Below are 20,452 nucleotides of genomic sequence, written 5' to 3'. Positions count from 1 at the left end.
GGGAGTCCATGCGGAGTATCGGCGACCGACGACAACGCGGCGAGGTGCGTGCTCCGGCGTCGCGCGCCCGGCGTGATCCGAAAGAGAGCCCCTAGCTCGTCCAGGACGACCCGGTGGAGCTTGGCCCACACCCGGGCCCTGCTCCATTCGGTGAATCGCCGGTGGGCGGTCGGCCCGGACGGGCCGAAACAGGGCGGAAGCTGGGCCCAGGTGCACCCGGACGTCGCGACGAACACGATCGCCACCAGCACCTCCCGGTCGCCGTAGCGGCGCCGACCACCGCCCTGTGGGCGGGTCGGCGCCGCCGGCGCCACCAACTGGAACAGCTCCCACAACTCGTCCGGCACCAAGCGCTCCACGAGCGTCACGGAAGCAGCCTGCAAGCCCAAATGAGATGTCTTCTCAATGTGCTTCGGGCCGCGGTACTGGCCCTTTCGAGCTAGCACCACGGCCCTCTGACCTGCATGTTTGCTGTGGGCGCGGACGGTTTCGAACCGCCGACATCCGCCTTGCAAATGCAGCGATCGATGCGTTTGCGCTATGCTCGAATCACTAACGCAGCGATCACTGCGAATGTTGCCTTGCCTGTCGACCACTGCTCCCCACCGCCCGATACAGCTCTCACCCCGCCGCATCAGGAGACACCGTGACGACTGCCAGCAGGATCAAGAAGCACCGCCAGGTTCAGCGATCGGACCACACGACGATCCGCTACACAGCCAGCGGTCCGACCGGAGGACCGTTCCTGGCCCTCATCCACGGCTGGGCGTGCGACCGCGGCGACTTCGATGCGGTGACCGACCACCTGCCCGAGGACCACCGCGTCCTGGCGATCGACCTCGCCGAGCACGGCGAGTCACGGTCGACGCGGGAGGTCTGGACCATGGAGGAGTTCGCCCGCGACGTGGCCGCCGTCCTGGAAGCCGAGTCGGTGGACACGGCGGTCGTGGCCGGCCACTCCCTCGGCGGGGCGGTCGCCGTCGAAGTCGGCCGGCTGCTCCCCGACACCGTCTCGCAGGTCGTCGCACTCGACGCACTGCACTACCTGTCCCTGTTCCCGGCGCTGAGCGAGGAACAGGCCGAGGCGACGGTGCGCGCGTTCCGGACGGACTTCGCCGCCGCCGTACGGGGCCTCGTCGAGGGGGGTTCACCGGCCGGGACGGACCCGGCGCTCAAGGACGCGTACGCCGAGAAGATGGCCGCGGTGCGCCAGCCCGCGGGCCTGCGGGCCATCGAGGGCCTGGTGCGCTGGGACATGGACGCGGCGCTGCGCGAGACGAGGCAGCCGATCACCGTGTTCGCGATACGCGACCTGGTGACACGGGAGGCGATCGACCGGTACCGGGACCGCCTCGACATCGTGCTCATCGACCTCGGCAGCCACCACTTCCCGGTCGAGGCCCCCGAGGAGACGGCGAAACTGCTCTCCGGCGCCAGGTTCTGACTTAGCGTCAGCCTGATGGAACGCCGCTGCGGGCCGTGGGTCCGCCACGGCCCGCGCCGTCCGGGAGGCCTTCCCGGCGGAGAAGGCCGTCTTCGTCCGGATCACCGCCACGGACTGGGTCGAAGGCGGCGTCGGCATCGACGAGGCGGTGGCGTTCGCCGAGGAACTGGCGGCCGTGGGCGTCGACTTGCTCGACGTCACGTCCGGACTGGTGGTGCGGGACCACGGGGCCCGCCCGCCGACGCGGGAGGGGGTCCACGTCGAGTTCGCGGCACGGCTCAAGGACGCCACCGGACTCGCGGTCGCCGCCGCCGGACAGATCGGCGACGTGTCGCTGGCCGGCGAACTGGTGGCGAGCGGGCAGGTGGACGCCGTGATGATGGGGCGCCCCCTCCTCCGCGACCCCTACTTCGCCCTGCGCGCGCGCCCCGCGGACCAGGCGGCCTGGCCCCATCAGTACCAACGCGTTCTCTGAAGGCCCGGTTCTCGTACGGGACTGCGACTACGACGTCAGAAGGCAGGACCCCGAAGCACGGGCCCCGGTTCCCGCTCGCCGACCCGACCGCCCGACCCGAACCCACGGTCACGACCAGGAGCGACACCGCCTGCTACGGCAAGGCCGAGCACGATGGAGGACTTCGCCGGCCTCATCGGCCTCCGGGTCCACGTCGGGTGCGCAGTGCGCGGGAGAGCCGGTCCCGGGCCGTCCTGATCATCTCGGTGAGTTCGACGGGTTCGATCGGCTCGAAGTCGAAGCCGAAGATCATCAGATAGAAAACGATGGTGTCGAGGTTCTCGGCGCCGATGCGCAGGATGCAGGCGTTCGGTCCGTCGGCTTCGAGGCTGCCGATCGACGGCGAGATGCGGTCGGCGGCCTCGGTCAGGGGGGTGAACAGCCGGACGGCGGCCTGTGCGGCGTAGGCGCGGGTGGAGACGCCGCGGGCGACGTAGGCGGCGAGGTCGTCGGCGGGCGGCCGGCGCGGGGTGAAGTGCGGGCCGTGCGGTGGCCTGGGCGTGATGCGGTCGGCACGGAAGGTGCGCCAGTCCTCCCGGTCGAGATCCCAGGCAACCAGGTACCAGCGGCGCTCGGCGCACACCAGGCGGTACGGCTCGACGGTGCGGCGGCTGGTGGCACCGGCGTGGTCGCGGTACTCGAAGCGCAGCAACTCGGTGTCCCGGCACAGCTGGACGAGCTCGGTCAGCACGGCCGGGTCGAGGGCGGAGTCGCCCGGCGGACGCAGGACCGGCACCGTGAAGGCGTGCAGGGCGCCCACCCGGCGGCGCAGCCGGTCCGGCAGGACCTGCTCCAGTTTCGCCAGGGCGCGTACAGAGCTCTCACCGATGTCCTCGATGCCCTGCCCAGCGGCGGTGCGCAGCCCGACGGCGACGGCGACGGCCTCGTCGTCGTCCAGGAGCAGCGGGGGCAGCCGGGCTCCCGGGCCGAGCCGGTAGCCGCCGCCGGTCCCGGGGCTGGCGTCGACCGGATAGCCCAGCGTGCGCAGCCGGTCCACGTCACGGCGCACGGTGCGTTCGCTGACGCCGAGCCGGTCGGCCAAGTCGGCTCCGGACCAGTCACCACGGGCCTGGAGCAGCGAGAGCAGGCGCAGCAGTCGTACCGGAGAATCGCTCATGGTCACGAGCCTGCCATCGATCGCGGACACGATATGTCCGCAAGGGGTCCTAGCGTGAGGTTCATGACCGACGACACCGTGCACGACTTCCGCATCGACGTCCCCCAGGCTCAGCTCGACGACCTGCACGCCCGGCTGGGTCGCACCCGCTGGCCGCAGGAGCTGCCGGACGCGGGCCGGGACTACGGCGCCCCGCTGGACTACGTCCGCGACCTGGCCGCCTACTGGCGCGACGGCTACGACTGGCGCGGGCACGAGGCGGCGCTCAACGAGTTCCCTCAGTACACGACGGAGATCGACGGCACCCGGGTGCACTTCCTGCACGTGTGCTCCCCCGAACCCGACGCCACCCCGCTGATCCTCACGCACGGCTGGCCGGGCGCGTTCACCGAGTTCCTCGACGTGATCGGCCCGCTGTCCGACCCGCGCGCCCACGGCGGTGACCCGGCCGACGCCTTCCACCTGGTGATCCCGTCCATCCCCGGCTTCGGGTTCTCCGGCCCGACGACCGAACGCGGCTGGGGGCCGACCCGGGTGGCCGCCGCGTGGGCGACGCTGATGGCCCGCCTCGGTTACCAGCGCTACGGCGCCCAGGGCGGCGACTGGGGCACGATGATCTCCCGGGAGCTCGGCCGGCTCGACCCCGAGCACGTCATCGGCGTGCACGTCAACTACCTCATGACATTCCCGACCGGCGCGCCCGGCGAGCTCGACGACCTCACCCCCGACGACCAGGTCCGCCTCGCCGGATACGAGCGGTTCGCGAGCGGGGACGACGCCGGGTACCGGGCCATCCAGTCCACCCGCCCGCAGACCCTGGCCTACGGCCTGGCCGACTCCCCCGCCGGGCAACTGGCCTGGATCGCAGAGAAGTTCCAGGAATGGACCGACCCGACCGACCGGCCCGGCGGAGCGATCGACCGGGACCGGCTGCTGACCGACGTCATGCTGTACTGGCTGACCAACACCGCCTCCTCCTCGGCGCGCCTGTACTACGAGAACGCCCATGCCCAGGGATGGCCCCGGCCTTCCGAAGTCCCGCTGGGCGTCGCCGTCTTCCCGCACGACATCGTCCTGCCCATCCGCCCCCTCGCCGAACGCACGGCCACCATCACGCAATGGACCGAGTTCGAACGCGGCGGCCATTTCGCCGCCATGGAGGAACCCGCCGCCCTGACCGGCGACATCAGGACGTTCTTCCGCGCCCTGCGGTGAGGCCGAGGCGCGTCCCGGGCCCTCGGGTACCAGCGGACGCCCGCGAGCGACAATCCGCCGGACGCGAGCGACCGGGTGCGCGACAGCCGGGGAGCCCGGGCCGCGCCGGCCAGGCCCGGCAGGTGCGCCGCCCCGCCTCCCGCGTCGCCTCCGGGCGTTCGAACTCTACGCTTGGGCAGGGGTGTTCACCGATGCGGGTGGGCCCACCAGCGGTCGCTGGACATCCCGTTGTGCTTGCAGGCAGCCCGCCGCGCTGCGGGGGCTTCCCCGCTCGACGGGCCGGATTCAGAGGGGTTTGGCACGGATGACAGCCGACGGGAGCAGTTTGGCCGCGTTTCTGCGCTCACGCCGGGAGCGGCTCAAGCCGGAGCAGGTGGGCCTGGCCTCTCATGGCCGGCGGCGCACGCCGGGGCTGCGCCGCGGGGAGCTGGCCACGCTCGCCGGATTGAGCGTCGAGTATCTCGAACGCCTTGAGCAGGGTCGGGACACCAATCCGTCCGGTGCGGTGCTCGCGGCGCTCGCCGACGCGTTGCGCCTGTCCGTCGAGGAGAAGCAGCACCTGGCGATGCTGGCGATGCGGCAGCACAGCGCCCCGCTCCTTCCCGCTCCCCCGCCGGTGGGTGAGGATCCGCGCCCCGGCGTGCGCGACCTCCTGGACCGTCTGGACCCGAGCCCGGCGTGCCTGCTCGGGCCGGTCTACGACGTCGTGGCCTGGAACCAGGCGTGGGAGACGATGGCGACGCCGATGGGTGTGCTGGACAAGACCCCGCCGAATCTCATCCGCTACCACTTCCTGCACCCCATGGCACGCCGGATCCTTGATGAGGCGGCCTGGGCGGCGACGGCGGACGGGGCGGTCGGCTGGCTGCGGGCCGCCGAGCCCGACTGGGGCTCCGACTGCGCATTCAAGGACCTGGTCGACGACGTGCGTGCCGTTCCCGAGTTCGCGACCCGTTGGGCGGCCCACACGGTCGCCGCCCGACGGCCCGTCAGCAATCGCGTCCGGCACCCCGAGGCCGGAGACCTCAACATGCGCGTGGAGGTCCTGTTCGTCGGCGAGGCCAACCACTGGCTGCAACTGTGGCTGCCGGGCGACGAGGAGACCGCCGCGGCCTTCGCCTCCCTCCTCGGCACCGGATGAACCGCAACGTCTCCCTGCCGGTACGGGTATCCCCACGGCGTTCCTGTACGGGACGTCATCGCGCATCGTCGGGGAAGCAAGTCCGACGGAGCGGAAGGGAAACGGCAGATGGACATCAGGCCGATGCGATCCTGGATTCACCACAGCCGGGGAAGGGTACTGCGCCAGGCCGTGACCGGACGGCACGAACTGGGCGGCCTGTACGAGGACATGCTCACGCGGCAGGGCTTCGAAGGACGCGACGCCTACCTGTACCGGCGCAGCGAGCCGACCGCCTGGAGGCACGCGGAGGAGAGCGCGGCAAACCGCAACTACGACGGGCGGTTGCTGGAGCCCACCGACCGCGGCAGTGCCGATGGAGTCCCGCTGCGGCTGTTCCACAACCCCCACCTGTCCCTCCACGTCAGCCGGCGCAGCGCGAACATGCCCTACTCGGTGCGCAACACCGACGGGGACGAGCTGTACTTCGTGCACGAGGGCACCGGCACCTTCTACACCGAGTTCGGACCCATCCCCTACGAGCCCGGCGACTACGTCCTGGTGCCCAAGGGCATCACCTACCGCATCCGCCCGGCCGGACCGGAGAACTACTTCCTCGTCATCGAGTCGACCGAGGAACTGGGCTTCGCCGACACCGGCGCGTTCGGCCGCCGCGCCCCCTTCGACCCCGGGCTGCTGTACGTGCCCTCCCCGGCCCTGGACGAGCTGGGCGACGGGCGCGACGAGGATGGGCAGTGGCCGGTCCGGGTCAAGCTCCGCGGCGAACGCGCCACCATCGTCTTCGACTCCGACCCGATCGACGTCGAAGGATGGTCGGGCGACCTGTTCCCGTTCAAGATGAACATCCGCGACTACCGGCCGGTGATGAGCGACCGCATCCACGTCATGCCGTCCGCCTACGCCGTCTTCGCCACATCCACCTTCATGGTGGGCAACTTCCTGCCCCGCCCCTTCGAATCGGCTCCCGACTCGGAACCCTTCCCGCCCTACCACCGCAACGCGGACTACGACGAGTTCACGTTCTTCCACAACGGAACCGTGCTCGGCGTGCCCATCGCCCCGGCCACCATGTCCCTCGTCCCGCAGGGCCTGCACCACGGCCTGCCCGCCGAACTCCAGGAACAGCTGGCCAAGAAATTGAAGCCGGGCGACCGCATCGACAGCGAGGTCGTCTTCGTGGACACCAAGGTGCCCCTGACCCCCACACCGGACGCCGAGGCCGTCAGGCGCACGGACCAGGAGGCCGGCCAGACGGGGAAGGCAGCCCCGGCGCCCTCGGCCGGGTGAAGGGCCATCGTCCCGGCGAATGACCGGGTCCGTACGGAAACACCGCCGGCACGGCATCGTCGAGCCGGGTTCGCAGGAAGAAGGAGAGAGGGGTTCATTTCGTGATCAGGATTCATGGGGCAGCCGTGATCTGCGGTTCTGTTCTCGCGCTCGTCATGGCCGGTGTGGCGGCCTCGGACGCTGCCGCGCAGCCGTCGGTGACGTACTGCGCCAAGGGGACCACCGCGTACAGCACGCCGGGCGACTACGACTGCATCCTGCCTCCCGGCACTCGCGATCACGAGCTGTTCTTCATCGGGGCGGGTGGCGGCGGCGGTGGCGGCGCGGGCGGGGTGTACGACGGCCCTGGCGGGTACAGCGGCGGAGGTGGGGGAGCCGGTGCCGACGCCGACTGCGCGATCCCCGGCGGGGGCGGAAACAGGATCGAGATCACCGTGGGCCGGGGCGGAGACGGCGGGGACGGCGGGAGCAGCGGCCGCAGCGGTGCGAACGGCAAGAGAGGAGGAATCACCGGGGTCAAGTCCCTCCAGGTCGCTCCGAACGGCAGCACCCAACTCCGGGCGCAGGTGTCGGGCCAAGGAGGCGGAGGCGGCCAGGGGGGACAGCGCACCGGTGGAGAACACGGGTCCGGTGAGCGCAGCGGAGGCTGCGGCAACCTCGCTCCGGGGCAAGACGGGCGCAACGGGTCAGGTGCCCACGGCAGCGAGGGCGGACTGGGCCAACCTGGCGGCCGGGCGAACCGCACGGATGACAGGTGCCCCCGTGCCGGGAACGGCGGCAGCGGCGGTGGCGGTGGCAGCTGGGGAGGACACGGGTACGCCGGCGCCCGGGGCGGCAACGGCTGCGTCATGCTGACCGTGCACTGAGCGACCAATCGCCTGTCTGCCCTGGTGGCTGCGGGCCGACGGCGAGTCCAGCCGCCGCGCACACCCGCTGACCAGCGCGTTGACCCAACACTTCTCAAGCCGTAGGGCCGTCTCAGCTCTCCGAACAGCCGGTACCTCTGGTCCTTCCGAGCCGATGCCCCCTGACCGCGACCGGTCGGGGGGCATCGGCGCTCGTGCGCAGGTGGGCCGGCGGGCGGTGTGTCAGGTGGCGATGGTGGCGACGGGTTCGAGGCCGTAGGTCCGGGCGTAGCCGTTCTCGGTGCCGACGAGGAGGTCGACGACCTCGAAGTAGCGGTCCCAGAAGGGGGTTTCGCGCAGCGCGTCGACGAGGAGCTGGTAGGCGTGGTGGTCGTCGGCCTCCCACACCCAGACGTCGGTGACGCGAGCGGAGTAGAACTCCGTGTCGTAGAAGCGCGACCGGACGCCGGTGGTCTTGGCCTTGATGGCCGGCAGGACCTGGGTGGTGAAGGCGTCCACCCGTTCCTGGACGGTCAGGGCGAGCCATTCGGGCGTGGTCTTGACCAGCATGAACGCCGTGACCGGCGGTTCGGACTTTTCAGCGGACATCGGGGTGCCTCCAAAGCGGCAGGTGGGTAGTGGTCCTGGTTCGCCGGGCTCCGTGGCGCCCGGCGTGGGGTGCTGGACTTCAGGAGAGGACGGCGGGCTTGAGGGTCCGGGCGCACCACTGCTCGAAGCGGGTGGGGGAGGCGGTGTCCGGGGTGCGGGCGACGCCGGCGTCGAGGCCCTCGTCCTTGGCCCGCTTCATGTCGACCACGCCCTGGGCGAACGCCTCGTTGAGGCCGTAGCCGACGAGGGTGGTGTACAGCTCGTCGAGCGACTGGCGTTCGTAGCGGACGGGGCGGCCGAACTGCTCGGTCATCACGCGGGCCAGGTCGTTCGGGGACAGGTCCTGCGGCCCGAGGACCGGGACGCTGCCGGTGCCGGTCCACGAGCGGTCCAGCAGCAGGCCAGCGGCCGCGGCCGCGATGTCGGCGACAGCGACGAAGGGGGCCTTGCGGTCGGCGTCGACGGAGTCGGTGAAGACGCCCTTCTCGCGGATCGAGTCGGCCTCCTCCAGGAGGTTCTCGAAGAAGGACGGGTTGGCCAGGGCCCGGTAGGCGACGCCGGTACCGGCGATGAGGTCGTCCATCGCGAGGGAGGCGGTGACGAGGCCGGCCCGGTCGGCGAGCGGGGTGCCGCGGCCGAGCGCGGAGACGCCGACGACGTGGCCGACGCCGTGGGCGACGAGCGCCTCGGTGGCGGCGCGGGCGAAACCGCTGTAGGCGTCGTGCGGGGTCAGGGACGCGTCCGGGGGGACGAGCCAGAAGACCGCGTCCGCGCCCTCGAAGGCTCGGTCGAGGACCTCGGCGTCCGCGTGGGAGCCGGTGACCACCTCGACGCGTCCGCGCGCCGCGTCCGGGAGCCGGGCGGGATCGCGCACGATCACGCGCAGTTCCTCGCCCGCGGCGGGGGCGGACTCCAGGAGCTGGGAGAGCAGGTGGCGGCCGATGTTCCCGGTGGGACCAGTGATGACGATCATGAAAACCTCGTGGCTCGTGCTGGTTTCGGTATGCCCTCATCCTGCTGAGATCCGCCGTGCTGCCACAATGGGAACTTCAGCACGGAATCATTGACTGAAATGGAATAATGCTGGTGAGCAGCCCTGATCCGGTCATCGACGCCAATCTCGCCATCGCCCTGGATGCTCTGCTGACCGAGCACAGCGTGACCCGCGCCGCCGCGCGACTGCACACCTCGCCCGCCGCCATGAGCCGCACCCTGGCCCGGCTGCGCCGCGTCCTCCAGGACCCCCTCCTGGTCCGGGCCGGGCAGGCCATGGTTCCCACCCCGCGCGCCGAGGCCCTGCGCGAGGAGGCCGCCACCGTGGTGCGCAGCCTCGGAGCGCTGCTCAGCCCCGGCACGAGCGTCGACCCCGCCGGCCTCCGCAACACCTTCACCCTCCAGGCCGCCGACCTGGTCGGCGCGGCACTGGCCCACGGTCTGCTGCAACTGGCCCGGCGGGAGGCGCCGGGGGTCTCGTTCCGGATCGGGGCCGAAGAACTGGAGGCCGGGCCCGCCCTGCGCGACGGCCGGATCGACCTGGAGGTCGGATCCATCGACCATGTGGACCCCGAAACCCGGGTCGAGGAACTGGTCAGCCTCCGCATGGTCGCGGCCGTCCGGGCCGGTCATCCGCTCACCGAAGGGCCGCTGACCCCGGCCCGGCTCGCTGCCGCCCACCACATCGCGGTCAGCCGCCGCGGCCGGTTCACCGGCCCCCTCGACACCGCGCTGGCCGAGCAGGACCTCCACCGGCGGGTCAGCGTCGTCCTGCCCAGCCACCTGGCCGCGATGACCCTCGCCACCCGCAGCGACCTCGTCTGCCTGGTACCCGCCGCACTCCCCGGCGCCGCCCCCTCGCCCCTCACCCACGACGCCGGCGCCCTCGGACTGCACCTCCTCGACATCCCCCTGGCACTACCGCCGCTGACCATCGGCATGGCCTGGCACCCCCGGCACACGGCCGACGGGGCCCACCGCTGGCTCCGCGACGCCGTCCGGCGGGTTCTCCGCACGCCGGCGGCAGCTGCGGGGCCCACCGCGGCGGACGCGATCGGGCTCGCATAGGACGACACCGGCCCCGTACCGGACGACGCCGCCCCGGCCCGCGCGGACGCATGCCCGTGGGCAACAAGGCCGCGGACCGGACGACAAGCCGAGGTGTCCCGCTCCGCAGCCGGGTGTCTACCCGCCGGAGTCGGTCACCGACGCCCGGCCCGGATCCGTGCCAGGCGTTCCCAGCCGACGCGCTACACCGTGCTGGCCGATCCGGAGGGAAACGAGTTCCGCCCGGACTGAACGACGGGGAACTCCACCCCGGTGAGGTCTTCGGAGACGGCCCACAGCCGCTGCTGGACGACCACCTCGTACGACTCCGGGCTGGAGGTGACCAGCCGGGGGTGGCCCATGACCTCGCGGCGTCCGCCGGGACCGTAGTACTGGCCGCCGAGCGCGGCGGGGTCGGCGGCGGCCCGCAGGGTCGGCGAGCGGCAGGGGTGGCCGAGATCCTCAGCCGCTCACTCTCCAGCCGAGCGGTGCTGTGCGACCTCTTCGGCGCACAGGGCAGCGTCCTGGAACACAACGTCTCCGTCGAGGTCGTAGCCCGCTACAAGCGCGCCTCCCTGGACCGCCTGACAACCATGACCGCCCTGATCCTGAAGTACCTGCCGGAGCTGGGCGAAAACGCAACACTGTTCAGCCTGCAGACCATGGTCATGGCCGGCGCGCTGTCGGCGTACAGCACACCCCCGCCCAGTCTGCGGGCGGCCTACCAGGCCGAGCCCGACCTGGCCCGCTTCCACCTGGAGCTGGCGGACTACTTGAAGCCGGCCCTGACCGCAACCCTCCTGGGCGTGCTACCCCGCCGCTGACCTGCGTGGCACTGGACAGGCCGAAACCTTGGACGCGCCATGAAGATCACCGTGGGACTCGACAAGCCTCACATGATCAGAACGATCTCAAAACGGCCGTGTACTGAGGGGCCTCAGAGCTGGACGGGCAGGTGGCGGGGTCCGCGGAGCATGGCGTTCTGCCGGTAGGGGGGCGGATCCTGGACCAGGCGTGCCGTGCCGAGGCGGGGGATCAGCGCACCGAGCGCGGCCTCGGCTTCGATGCGGGCGAGCGGTGCGCCGTAGCACAGGTGGATACCGCTGCCGAAGCCGAGGTGCTGGTTGTCCGGGCGGGTGGGGTCGAACCGGTCCGGCGCGTGGAACCGCTTGGGGTCGCGGTTGCCCGAGGCCAGCGCGAGCACGACGGTGGCGCCTGCGGGGAGGGTGGTACCGCCGACGTCGATGTCGGCGAGGGGGGTGCGCTCGCGCATGTGGACCGGGGGTTCGTAGCGCAGCAGTTCCTCCACCGCTCGCGGCAGCAGCTCCGGTTCGCGACGCAGCTGGTCCAGCTGCTCGGGCTGACGCAGCAGAGTGAGCACCCCGTTGGCGATCAGGTTCACCGTGGTCTCATGTCCGGCGATGAGCAGCAGCACGGCGGTTTCCGCGAGTTCTTCCTGGGTGAGCCGCAGGGCCGGGTCCGGTTCGTTGACGAAGGCGGAGAGCAGGTCGTCGCTCGGATTGCCACGGCGCTTCTCGGCGAGGCCCGCCAGGTACCGGCCCATCTCGCCCCGCGCCTGTTCGCCCGCCTGGTCGCCCGCCTCGTCCCGCTCGGAGGAGTCCTCTGCGGGCCGGACGTCGGCGGACGCGACGAGCGCGTCGGACCACGCCCTGAAGAGCGGCTCGTCCTCACGCGGCACGCCGAGCAGGCGGCAGATCACCGTGACGGGCAGCGGGTAGGCGAGGTCGTCGACGATGTCGATCCGGCCGCCCGCCTGGAACGGCTCCATCAGTTCCCCGGTGAGCTGGACGATCTCGCCGCGCATGGCATCGACCCTGCCCGGGCTGTGCGGGGGGCCGAACGGCCGCATGGCCAAGGTGCGCAGTCTGTGGTGCTCCGGGTCGTCGAGCCGCAGGAACGGCGGCTTGTGCGTCGTCTCGCCGCAGGTGCGGGGATCGACACTCATCCGTGGATCGTGGAGCAGGGCGGCGACCTCGTGGTAGGTGCCGATCAGGTAGCTGCCGTCTGCCTGCCGGACGACGGGACCGGCCTCGCGCAGCTCCGCGTACAGCGGGTAGGGGTCGGGGCGGTTCGCGTAGTCGGTGATCCGTGCCAGCAGGGTGTCGGAGTCCATGGTGGCTCCTCGTCGTTGGGCGGGACGTGGGGCGGGACGTGGGTCAGCCGCGGGGCTGCACCACGGTCAGTCGACGGTCGGGCAGGTATCCGGTGAGCGCCACGGTGGGGCCGTGGGACAGCCCCTTCGGATCCGGCACGTCGGACGGAATCGGGATGTCCGCCGCGAGCGCGCGGTCCGCCGCGCCGGGCGGGGGCGGGAACGGCGCAGCCGTCTCGATCAGGTGCCGGTAGTAGTCGAGCGACTTGGCCATGTCGACGGTGACCGCCGCGGTGACCCGCCCCTGGTACCCGTAGACCATCGCCAGACGGCGCGCCTCCAGAGAACCCTGGGCGATGACCACGTGGTCGGAGAAGGTGGGCACGCCCACCGACTTGATGTTGAGCCCGAACTGGGTCGACCAGAACGTCGGAAGGGCGAGGTGCGGGCGCCGCAGCGGCCCTGGGCTGACCATGTTGTGGGCCGCCACCCCGGCCTGTTCGACCGCGTTCCCCCAGTGTTCGAGGGAGAGCATCTGGTAACCGAACAGCGGGTGGGGGAAGCGGGAGACGTCGCCGGCGACGAAGACGTCGTCCGTGACGATCCCGTACATGTTGAAGGCGCGGCACCCGGCGTCGCAGGCGATTCCGCGCGGGCCCGCCGCCAGTCCGGAATCCGCCAGCCACTCGACGTTGCGGACCGCCCCCAGCGCCACGACGCACACGTCCGCCTCGACGCGGCTGCCGTCGGACAGCTCCGCGCCGGTGAAGCGGCCGCGGTCGTCCCCGCGCAGGGCGGTGACCGTCACTCCGGTGCGCAGGTCCACACCGTGGTTGCGCTGCATGGCGGCCGCGAGTTTCGCCAGGGTGCCGCCCAGCGCGCCCACCAGAGGTGCGGGACCGCGTTCGGCGACGGTGACGTCCAGCCCACGTTCCCGGCAGGCCGAGGCGATCTCCGAGCCGGTGAAACCACCGCCGATCACCAGCACCCGCCGTGGCCCGGCGGCCAACCGCTCGGCCAAACCGCCGGCGTCCTCGCGGGTACGCAGGGTGAACACCCCGTCCAGGGCGGCCTCCTGCGGATGGGGCCAGGGACGCGCCCGGGTCCCGGTGGCGATCAGCAACCGGTCGTACGGCAGCGACTCGCCATCGGCCAGCATCACCCGCTTCCCCAGGGGGTCCAGGCCGGTGGCGCGTACGCCCAGCCGCCACTCGGCGTCCGGATCCCGGCGCATCGGCAGCCCGGTGGAGTCCGCCGCAGCGTGGCCCAGCAGCACCTGCTTGGACAGCGGCGGCCGGTCGTAGGGCGGATGAGGCTCGTCGCCGACCACGGTCAGTGAGCCGGTGAAGCCCTCCTCCCGCAGCGCCTCCGCGGCCCTCAGCCCGGCCAGCGACGCGCCGACGACAACGATCCGGCCCTCTGTCTGGTAACCGGCCCTCTGGTCACCGGCTCCCTGGTCACCGGCCATCAGCGCTCACCTCCTCGCCGAGGAGGATGGCCTGGACCGGGCACGCCGCCGCGGCCTGGCGCACGCGCTCGACCTGGTCGTCGGGGACAGCCGTGGCGTACAGCAGTCCCTCCTCGCCGTGCAGCTGGAACACCCTCGGCGCGAGGAACACGCACTGTGCGTAGCCCTGGCAACGCGTGAGGTCCACAACGGTCCGCATCCCCACCACTTCCTCTGCCGCCGTACCCCCTCTCTCTTCCAGCATGGGACGAGAACCGGACGCGCGCAGCATGGGACGAGAGGCGGGCACGCGCGGCAACCGCTCGGGCACGCCCCAGGTGCGGAGTCCGCGTCGAGCTGTCCACCGGCATCCCTCCGACCAGCGGGCGTGCGGCACAAGGGCGCCGAACTGCTGTGCTGCGCCTGTGCTGCGCGATCACCGACCGGCGGGAACCCGTACGACTTCGCGCATCGCGGGTCCTACCGTTGCCAGATAGGCGTGTACGTCAGCCAGGTCGTGAGTGGCCAGACCGATGTACCCGTCCGGGCGGACGAGGAACAGTCCCCGACCGTAGGTTTCGCGGGCAGCGCGGTCGTGGATCCGATGGGACCGCACACTGGCGGGGACCGGCGGCAGCCGATAGCCGACGCCCAGCAGGGTGAAACCCGGTCCGCGGAAGAGGTCGAAGAGCTGCGCGGAGCGTGGGAGCCAGGACATCCTCGATGATGTCGCCCTGGGCGTCCTCGGTGGCGCTGATCCACTCGCGGAACTCGTCCCGGCGGACAACCTGCGGACCCGCCGCTGGGCGCCAAGTCTGGTTACAGGCCGCCTGTATAGAGGAGGCGGTTGGGTGAGTCGGGGCCGAGGCGGGTGAGAACGTCCTTCGTGGAGTTGGCGACCAGCCTGTCAAGGACGTCCTGGGATGTGGCCTGGGGATCCTGCTGTTTGACGAGGGCGGCGGCTCCGGCGACGTGGGGCGCGGCCATGGACGTGCCGTTGAGTGTGCTGGATCCACCGCCGAGTCGGGCGGAGACGATGGCAACGCCGGGCGCGTACAGCGACAGGCAGGGGCCGTAGTTGCTGAAGCTGGCCTGCCGGTCCTGCTTGTTGACCGCGCCGACGGCGAGGGCCTTCTGTGCGCGGGCGGGAGAGACCTCGCAGGCGTCCTGGGCGTCGTTCCCGGCCGAGACGACGGGCAGCACGCCTCGGTCCGCCACCGTGTTCACGGCCGCGTCGAGCGCCTCGGAGGCGGGTCCGCCGAGAGAGGCGTTCAGCACCGCCGGCTGCTGGGCGTGGGCGGCGACCCAGTCCAGGCCCGCGAGGGAGGTCGCGGTGGATCCCTCTCCCTGGCAGTCGAGCACCCGGACGGCGACCAGGGACACCGAGCGGGCCACCCCGTAGGTCCTTCCGCCGACGGTGCCTGCGACGTGGGTGCCGTGAGAGTGGCAGTCCTGGCCGTTGTGGCCGTCGTCCACGGCGTCGAATCCCACGGCGGCCCGCCCTTCGAACTCCTCGTTTCCGGTTTCGATGCCGGTGTCGACGATGTACGCCGTGACACCCTCGCCCGTCCCGTTGACCGTGAAGAGCCCGTCGAGGGGAAGGTTGCGCTGATCGATCCGGTCCAGGCCCCAACTCGCCGCCTCAACAGTCGCCCTGGACGCGGCCGCGTCATCGACGCCGACCCGGGCGTTCTCCTCGATCGCCTCGACCGCGGGCAGGGTACGCGCCATCCGCAACTGGAGCGGGGTGAGCGGGGCGGCAAAGCCGTGCAGCGCCGTGCCGTAGGTGAACAGGGGCCGGACGCCGAGATCGCGCAGTACCGCTTCCGGCGAGAACCCGGGGTTCACCCTGACGATGTACTCACCCGGCACTGCCGCCACGGATTCCGTCACCGTAACCGGAGGCTTGCTCAGCCTGGTTGTGGCACTCACGTCACCGGCACTGCCGGTCAGCGGCACGATCAGCAGGAGAACTGCCGCTACCCGGCGGGCACTCACGCGCATATGCACTCCATCACACAAGAGCAGGAACCGATAAGTGACCCGAGCAATCCCGCAGGACAAACGCACGGAGCTGACGGACGGCGGGGAAACAGCCAGGGCGTCCACGTGCGGGGACGGCGCCCTGAAGGGAGACGACACTCACCGGGCAGCGCCCCACCGCCGGCGGGGAGAGGTCCCGGGAGAGGACGCGGCCCTGGAGCCGTGGGGCGCCAGGACCGCAACGACAACGGTGGAGGAACCGCGGGTCGTACCGGCCCCAACTGCCCCTACTGCCCCGCAATCGCCTGGGCGCGCTGCCTCAGATCCTGGGGAACATCGTCCCGCTGAGCGACATCGCGGACCAGGTTCTGCACCTCCGCTGCTGTGTCCGCGGAGCCCTCGTCGTCGCTGTTCTCGTCTTCACCCGCGCTGTTGATGGCGAGGTAGCCCATGGCGTACTCCTTACTCCGGTGGAACTCCTTTGGTCAGTACGCGATCCTGCCTGTCAGGCGGACATCGTGGATGAATCCGCCACCCAGGACGTTCGAAAGAGTGAAAGCCGGAGAACTGGATGGCCCCGTTGAACGGCACACCGGCCCGCGCCACATGTCCTTCGCCCAGATGCTCACGCTGCTCCTGCGCAAACGCATCCACAGCGGCGGGCTGCCCCAGGTGCCTGCCGCGCAGTACTGGCTTCAGTCCCTGTCGGGGGCGTGCAGGGCGAGGGTGAAGCTGAAGCGGTCGCCGCGGTAGAGGGTGCGGACCTGTTCGAGGGGGTGGCCGGCGGCATCGCGGCTGCGGCGGTGGAGCAGCAGCATGGGCAGGGCGGGCGGGGTGCCGATGAGCAGGGCTTCGCGGGGGGTGGCGAGGACCGTCTCGATGCGTTCGTCGGCGCCGCCGAGCCGCACGCCGCACTCGCGCAGGTAACCGTAGAAGGAGCCTTCGGGGTCGAACTCCCGCTCCAGGTGCGGGACTCGGGCGACGGGGACGTAGGTGGACTCCAGGCCGACGCGTTCCTCGTCGGCGCGCAGGACGCGTTCCAGGTGCCAGAGGGGTTCGCCTTCGGGGACGGCGAGGTGCTGGGCCATGGGCGGGTCGGCGGGGAGGCGGTCGAGGGTGATGAGGGTGCGGCCGGGGCGCAGGCCCTGGCGGGTCACGCCTTCGGTGTAGCTGGCGAGGGAGAGCGGCTGTTCGATCTTGGGTCCGGCGACGACGGTGCCGCGGCCCTGGCGGCGCAGGCGGCCTTCGAGGAGGAGGTCGCGCAGGGCCTGACGGACGGTGGCGCGGGCGACGTGGTGGCGTTCGGCGAGGTCGGCTTCGGTGGGCAGGCGCCCGCCGGGGCCCAATTCGGCGATGAGGTCTTCGAGTTGGGCTTTGACCAGGTAGTACTTGGGCACCCGGCCGTGGTCGGGGACGCCGGAGCGGGCGGGGGCGACGGGGGGCCGGGGGGTGCCGTGGTTCACCGCGCCACCTTATCGAGCGGTGGTCCGGCGCCATCGAGTGGCGGTTCAGCGCTCCCGAGATCACGAAATGGTAACCGGTCTGGACTGAATTTCGGCAGTTGTTCATACAACCGTGGATCCGGGGAGGGCTCCTCCTCGCACAGGCGCCCCATCCTCGGTGCCGGTGCAACCGCACCGCGTCGCCCCGTAGTTGGGAGCCCCCGTGCGCATCCCCCGCTCCATCCGGACCGTCACCGCGGCCACCGCCGTAGCCGCCGCGGCCACCGCGCTGCTGCCGTCGGCCCCCGCCGGCGCCTCCCCCGCTGCTTCCGCCTCCCCCCTCGCAACCGCCCCCGCCGCCCCCGCCTACAAGGGCCTGCCGGACGGCACCAAGCAGGCCAAGACCCTGGTCATCGGCGTCGACGGCACCCGCTACGACAAGCTGGCGGCCGCCGACGCGCCCAACCTCAAAGCGCTGATGGCCGGCGGCATGACCGCCACCAGCAACCTGTACGCCAACCCGCTGGCGCCGACCCTGTCCGGGCCGGGCTGGTCGACCATCGCCACCGGCGTGTGGCCCGACAAGCACCAGGTCAAGGACAACGCGTTCACCGGCGCCCGGTTCGACCAGTACCCGGACTTCGCCAGCCGCCTGGAGGCCGCCGACCCGGCCGCCTCCACGCTGGTGATCGGCTCGTGGAACCCGATCACCGGCAACGTCTTCAACGGCAAGGCGGACCTGCGGATCGCCGAGAACGAGGACGACGCCAAGACCGCCTCCGACGCCGCCGACTACCTCGCCCACGGCAACCCGGACACCGCCTTCCTGCACTTCGACGGGATCGACGAGGCCGGTCACGCCTCCGGCGGCGCCAGCGCCCAGTACGCGGCCGCCATCCACACCGTCGACGCGCTCGTCGGCCAGGTCGTGCAGGCCGTCAAGTCCCGCCCCGCGTACGGCTCGGAGGACTGGCTGATCGTCGTCACCACCGACCACGGACACACCGACGCCGGCGGGCACGGCGGCAACAGCGCCAACGAGCGGCAGACCTTCGTGATCGCCGACGGCGCCGGCTACCCGGCCGGCTCCCGGCGCTACGACGTCAAGCCCGTGGACATCGCGCCGACCGTCCTCAAGCACGAGGGCGCGCCGATCGACTCCGCCTGGCGCCTGGACGGGCAGCCGATCGACGAGATCGCCCCGGACGCCTTCGACGCGCTGCGCCCCGCCCTCCAGGGCCGGGTGGACGAGACGGGCATCCCGGCCGCGGTCCGGGGCTGGACGCACACACCGCCCAGCGGCTGGAGCATCGACAACTCCCGGATGCCCAGCGGCGGGGTGACGGAGTGGCGCGGCTGGACCTTCGCCACCGACGAGTTCTGGAGCGCCACCCAGCTCGGACAGGGCCGGGAGACCAACGTGCGGGCCCGCAACGTCTTCGCGGTCGCCGACTCCGACGAGTGGGACGACAAGGCGCACGGCGCCGGCCAGTTCGACTCCACCCTGGTCAGCCCGGCCTACCCGGTCGCCGGCCTCGGCCGGGCCACGCTGTCCTTCGCGACGAACTACAAGGTCGACGGCCCGCAGACCGGCGACGTGTACGTGGTCTTCGACAACGGCGCCCCGCAACTGGTGAAGTCCTACCGCGCCGACCTGAACACCGTCGAGCACCTGCCCGTCACCGTGCCGGCCGGCGCCACCACCGCGCGCCTGCAGTTCCGCTACACGGGCACCAACAGCGCCTTCTGGACGGTCGACCAGGTCTCCTTCGGCGCCTGACACCACCACCGGCCCGCCCGCCGCCCCGGCCCCGGGGCCCCGGGGCGGCGGGGTGACGGGGTGACGGGGCGGCGGGGTGGCGACGCCCACCACGCGGTACGGCGGCCTCCCGGAGCGGAGTTCGGTTGTCAGACCAGGCAGAACTCGTTTCCTTCCGGGTCGGCCATCACCACATGATCGGGCCTGCCGTCCAACTCCTCCTCGCTGACCACGGTCGCGCCCGCGGCGGTCAACCGCTCCACCGCCTCGACCACGCGCGGCCATCGCACCTCCCACGGTGTTTCACGGCCGCCACCGACCTGGACGTCCACGTGCACCCGGTTCTTCACCGCCTTCGGCTCCGGCACCTTCAGGAAGGACATGGTGGGGCCCACCCCGTCGGGATCACAGAGGTACGCGCCGTCATCCCACTCGCCCTCCGGGATCCCGTAGTGGGAGAGCCATTCCTCCCAACTCCCGAATCCCGCAGGTGCGGGCTTCTCCGCATAGCCCAACGCCAGTGCCCAGAACCCGGCCAGCTTCGCCGGGTGCGCACAGTCGATCGTCAAGCTCCACCTGGTCGCCATGCGGTCCTCCTCCGGTCGGATGCCGCGACGGTACCGCGCACCTCTGACACTCGCGGCCGGTGAGCCGTCCGGTGGCGGCCGGCGCCGTCACGACCCTCGGCGCGCGCCGGCCGGGTGGCCCCGGCGGCCGGTACGGTACCGGCGTGATGGGAACTCAGGACACCGTGCTGGTGGTGGTCCGCGGTCCGAGCGGGGCGGGCAAGTCGAGCGTCGCCGCGCGGCTGCGCGCCGCGTACGGACGGGGGGTGGCCATCGTCGCGCAGGACGTGCTCCGGCGCACCGTCCTGCGCGAGCGCGACCTCCCGGGCGGGGCGAACATCGGCCTCATCGACCTGGTCGCCCGGCACGCCCTCGACCACGGCTTCCACACCGTCGTCGAGGGCATCCTCGCCGCCGAGCGCTACGGCCCGATGCTCGCCCGGCTCGCCGCCGACCACCGCGGCCGCAGCCACCTGTACTACCTCGACGCCGACTTCGACGAGACTGTGCGCCGCCACGCCACCCGCCCCCAGGCCGGCGAGTTCTCCCCCGAGGACATGGCCGGCTGGTACCGGCCCCACGACCTCCTGCCCGCCGGCCTCGAACGCGTCGTTCCGCAGCACAGCACCCTCGACGAGACCGTCGAGCAGATCCTCACCGACACCCGTCTCGCCCCACCCGGGTGGACACCCCACCCCTGAGGACGGGAAGCATCGAGCCCGCCACCCGAAGCGGCCCTACCTGCGGTGGCGGCCGGTAAGCGGCCGGTGCGGTCGGCGCCGCTGACGTAACGCGCAGGGGGCGGGTGCGGTTGCCTACGTCATGATCACGATCATGTGAACCTTGTCGAAACAAGATCATTATTTGATGATCCTTTGGCGTCATTTGACCCCATCTTTGATCTTGTCGACCACTCCTATGCTCCGAAAG

At 71.5% G+C, this 20,452-nt stretch carries 19 protein-coding genes and 2 pseudogenes; 9 read left to right on the top strand and 12 right to left on the bottom strand.

What is annotated here, in order from left to right; genetic code table 11:
• The coding region (locus AB0R04_RS36065; protein WP_363378029.1) for a transposase at positions 1-368 on the bottom strand (368 nt) is incomplete at its 3' end.
• Positions 369-646: 278 nt separating this feature from the next.
• On the opposite strand from AB0R04_RS36065, the gene AB0R04_RS36060 reads away from it, so the two are divergent.
• Together AB0R04_RS36060 and AB0R04_RS36055 are read left to right on the top strand one after the other, a co-directional pair.
• On the top strand, positions 647-1,444 hold the full coding sequence (locus AB0R04_RS36060; RefSeq protein WP_363378027.1) for an alpha/beta hydrolase: 798 nt from the start codon (positions 647-649) through the stop codon (positions 1,442-1,444).
• A 61-nt stretch (positions 1,445-1,505) separates the two neighbouring features.
• Positions 1,506-1,919: pseudogene (locus AB0R04_RS36055) on the top strand (NADH:flavin oxidoreductase/NADH oxidase); the annotation flags it as partial.
• Between the two features lie 172 nt (positions 1,920-2,091).
• Here AB0R04_RS36055 and AB0R04_RS36050 read toward each other — a convergent pair.
• A complete protein-coding gene (locus AB0R04_RS36050; protein WP_363378025.1) occupies positions 2,092-3,075 on the bottom strand; it encodes a YafY family protein in 984 nt (327 codons plus the stop codon).
• A gap of 63 nt (positions 3,076-3,138) precedes the next feature.
• Between AB0R04_RS36050 and AB0R04_RS36045 the strand changes: the two genes are divergently transcribed.
• The 3 genes from AB0R04_RS36045 to AB0R04_RS36035 all read left to right on the top strand — a co-directional run bounded on the left by AB0R04_RS36045 (position 3,139) and on the right by AB0R04_RS36035 (position 6,718).
• A complete protein-coding gene (locus tag AB0R04_RS36045) occupies positions 3,139-4,290 on the top strand; it encodes an epoxide hydrolase family protein (RefSeq protein ID WP_363378023.1) in 1,152 nt (383 codons plus the stop codon).
• 325 nt (positions 4,291-4,615) lie between these two features.
• Positions 4,616-5,431, top strand: a complete 816-nt coding sequence (locus tag AB0R04_RS36040) for a helix-turn-helix transcriptional regulator (RefSeq protein WP_363378022.1) — start codon at positions 4,616-4,618, stop codon at positions 5,429-5,431.
• Between the two features lie 123 nt (positions 5,432-5,554).
• The gene (locus tag AB0R04_RS36035; protein WP_363378020.1) at positions 5,555-6,718 is read left to right on the top strand and encodes a homogentisate 1,2-dioxygenase; all 1,164 of its coding nucleotides are present in this window, start codon (positions 5,555-5,557) and stop codon (positions 6,716-6,718) included.
• A 1,088-nt stretch (positions 6,719-7,806) separates the two neighbouring features.
• Here the strand turns inward: AB0R04_RS36035 and AB0R04_RS36030 are convergent.
• Together AB0R04_RS36030 and AB0R04_RS36025 are read right to left on the bottom strand one after the other, a co-directional pair.
• Positions 7,807-8,172 (bottom strand): darcynin family protein, encoded by a 366-nt coding sequence (locus tag AB0R04_RS36030; RefSeq protein WP_363378018.1) that lies wholly within the window; start codon positions 8,170-8,172, stop codon positions 7,807-7,809.
• Between the two features lie 79 nt (positions 8,173-8,251).
• Positions 8,252-9,145 carry an NAD(P)H-binding protein gene (locus AB0R04_RS36025; RefSeq protein WP_363378015.1) on the bottom strand — a complete coding sequence of 298 codons (894 nt, stop codon included), beginning with the start codon at positions 9,143-9,145 and terminating at the stop codon, positions 8,252-8,254.
• A 107-nt stretch (positions 9,146-9,252) separates the two neighbouring features.
• Between AB0R04_RS36025 and AB0R04_RS36020 the strand changes: the two genes are divergently transcribed.
• Positions 9,253-10,233, top strand: coding sequence for a LysR family transcriptional regulator (locus AB0R04_RS36020; RefSeq protein ID WP_363378013.1), 981 nt, complete (start codon positions 9,253-9,255; stop codon positions 10,231-10,233).
• Between the two features lie 182 nt (positions 10,234-10,415).
• On the opposite strand, the pseudogene AB0R04_RS36015 reads toward AB0R04_RS36020, so the two are convergent.
• A pseudogene (locus tag AB0R04_RS36015) lies at positions 10,416-10,649 on the bottom strand (short-chain dehydrogenase); the annotation flags it as partial.
• On the opposite strand from AB0R04_RS36015, the gene AB0R04_RS36010 reads away from it, so the two are divergent.
• Positions 10,566-11,036: a hypothetical protein gene (locus AB0R04_RS36010; RefSeq protein ID WP_363378011.1), complete on the top strand. Its 471-nt coding sequence runs from the start codon at positions 10,566-10,568 to the stop codon at positions 11,034-11,036. The pseudogene AB0R04_RS36015 and the gene AB0R04_RS36010 sit on opposite strands and share 84 nt — an antisense overlap.
• A gap of 113 nt (positions 11,037-11,149) precedes the next feature.
• Here the strand turns inward: AB0R04_RS36010 and AB0R04_RS36005 are convergent, their stop codons facing one another.
• The 6 genes from AB0R04_RS36005 to AB0R04_RS35980 form a co-directional block, all read right to left on the bottom strand.
• The gene (locus tag AB0R04_RS36005; protein ID WP_363378008.1) at positions 11,150-12,346 is read right to left on the bottom strand and encodes a cytochrome P450; all 1,197 of its coding nucleotides are present in this window, start codon (positions 12,344-12,346) and stop codon (positions 11,150-11,152) included.
• Positions 12,347-12,389: 43 nt separating this feature from the next.
• The gene (locus tag AB0R04_RS36000; RefSeq protein WP_363378006.1) at positions 12,390-13,793 is read right to left on the bottom strand and encodes an FAD-dependent oxidoreductase; all 1,404 of its coding nucleotides are present in this window, start codon (positions 13,791-13,793) and stop codon (positions 12,390-12,392) included.
• The gene (locus AB0R04_RS35995) at positions 13,783-13,992 is read right to left on the bottom strand and encodes a ferredoxin (protein WP_363378004.1); all 210 of its coding nucleotides are present in this window, start codon (positions 13,990-13,992) and stop codon (positions 13,783-13,785) included. Before AB0R04_RS35995 ends, AB0R04_RS36000 begins: the two co-directional genes overlap by 11 nt.
• A 599-nt stretch (positions 13,993-14,591) precedes the next feature.
• A complete protein-coding gene (locus AB0R04_RS35990) occupies positions 14,592-15,776 on the bottom strand; it encodes a S8 family serine peptidase (protein WP_363378037.1) in 1,185 nt (394 codons plus the stop codon).
• 266 nt (positions 15,777-16,042) lie between these two features.
• On the bottom strand, positions 16,043-16,207 hold the full coding sequence (locus tag AB0R04_RS35985) for a hypothetical protein (RefSeq protein WP_363378002.1): 165 nt from the start codon (positions 16,205-16,207) through the stop codon (positions 16,043-16,045).
• 243 nt (positions 16,208-16,450) lie between these two features.
• A complete protein-coding gene (locus tag AB0R04_RS35980; protein ID WP_363378000.1) occupies positions 16,451-17,218 on the bottom strand; it encodes a GntR family transcriptional regulator in 768 nt (255 codons plus the stop codon).
• A gap of 202 nt (positions 17,219-17,420) precedes the next feature.
• Here AB0R04_RS35980 and AB0R04_RS35975 point away from each other — a divergent pair, with 202 nt between their 5' ends.
• The gene (locus tag AB0R04_RS35975) at positions 17,421-18,977 is read left to right on the top strand and encodes an alkaline phosphatase family protein (protein ID WP_363377998.1); all 1,557 of its coding nucleotides are present in this window, start codon (positions 17,421-17,423) and stop codon (positions 18,975-18,977) included.
• Positions 18,978-19,105: 128 nt separating this feature from the next.
• Here the strand turns inward: AB0R04_RS35975 and AB0R04_RS35970 are convergent, their stop codons facing one another.
• The gene (locus AB0R04_RS35970) at positions 19,106-19,543 is read right to left on the bottom strand and encodes a VOC family protein (RefSeq protein WP_363377996.1); all 438 of its coding nucleotides are present in this window, start codon (positions 19,541-19,543) and stop codon (positions 19,106-19,108) included.
• Between the two features lie 146 nt (positions 19,544-19,689).
• Between AB0R04_RS35970 and AB0R04_RS35965 the strand changes: the two genes are divergently transcribed.
• A complete protein-coding gene (locus tag AB0R04_RS35965; protein WP_363378035.1) occupies positions 19,690-20,223 on the top strand; it encodes an AAA family ATPase in 534 nt (177 codons plus the stop codon).
• The last annotated feature ends 229 nt before the right edge of the window (positions 20,224-20,452 follow it).

The sequence above is a fragment of the Kitasatospora sp. NPDC056731 genome, assembly GCF_040687675.1.
Classification (GTDB): domain Bacteria; phylum Actinomycetota; class Actinomycetes; order Streptomycetales; family Streptomycetaceae; genus Kitasatospora.
The sequence above is the reverse complement of the archived record's forward strand: the minus strand, read 5'-3'. Positions and strand labels throughout refer to the sequence as shown.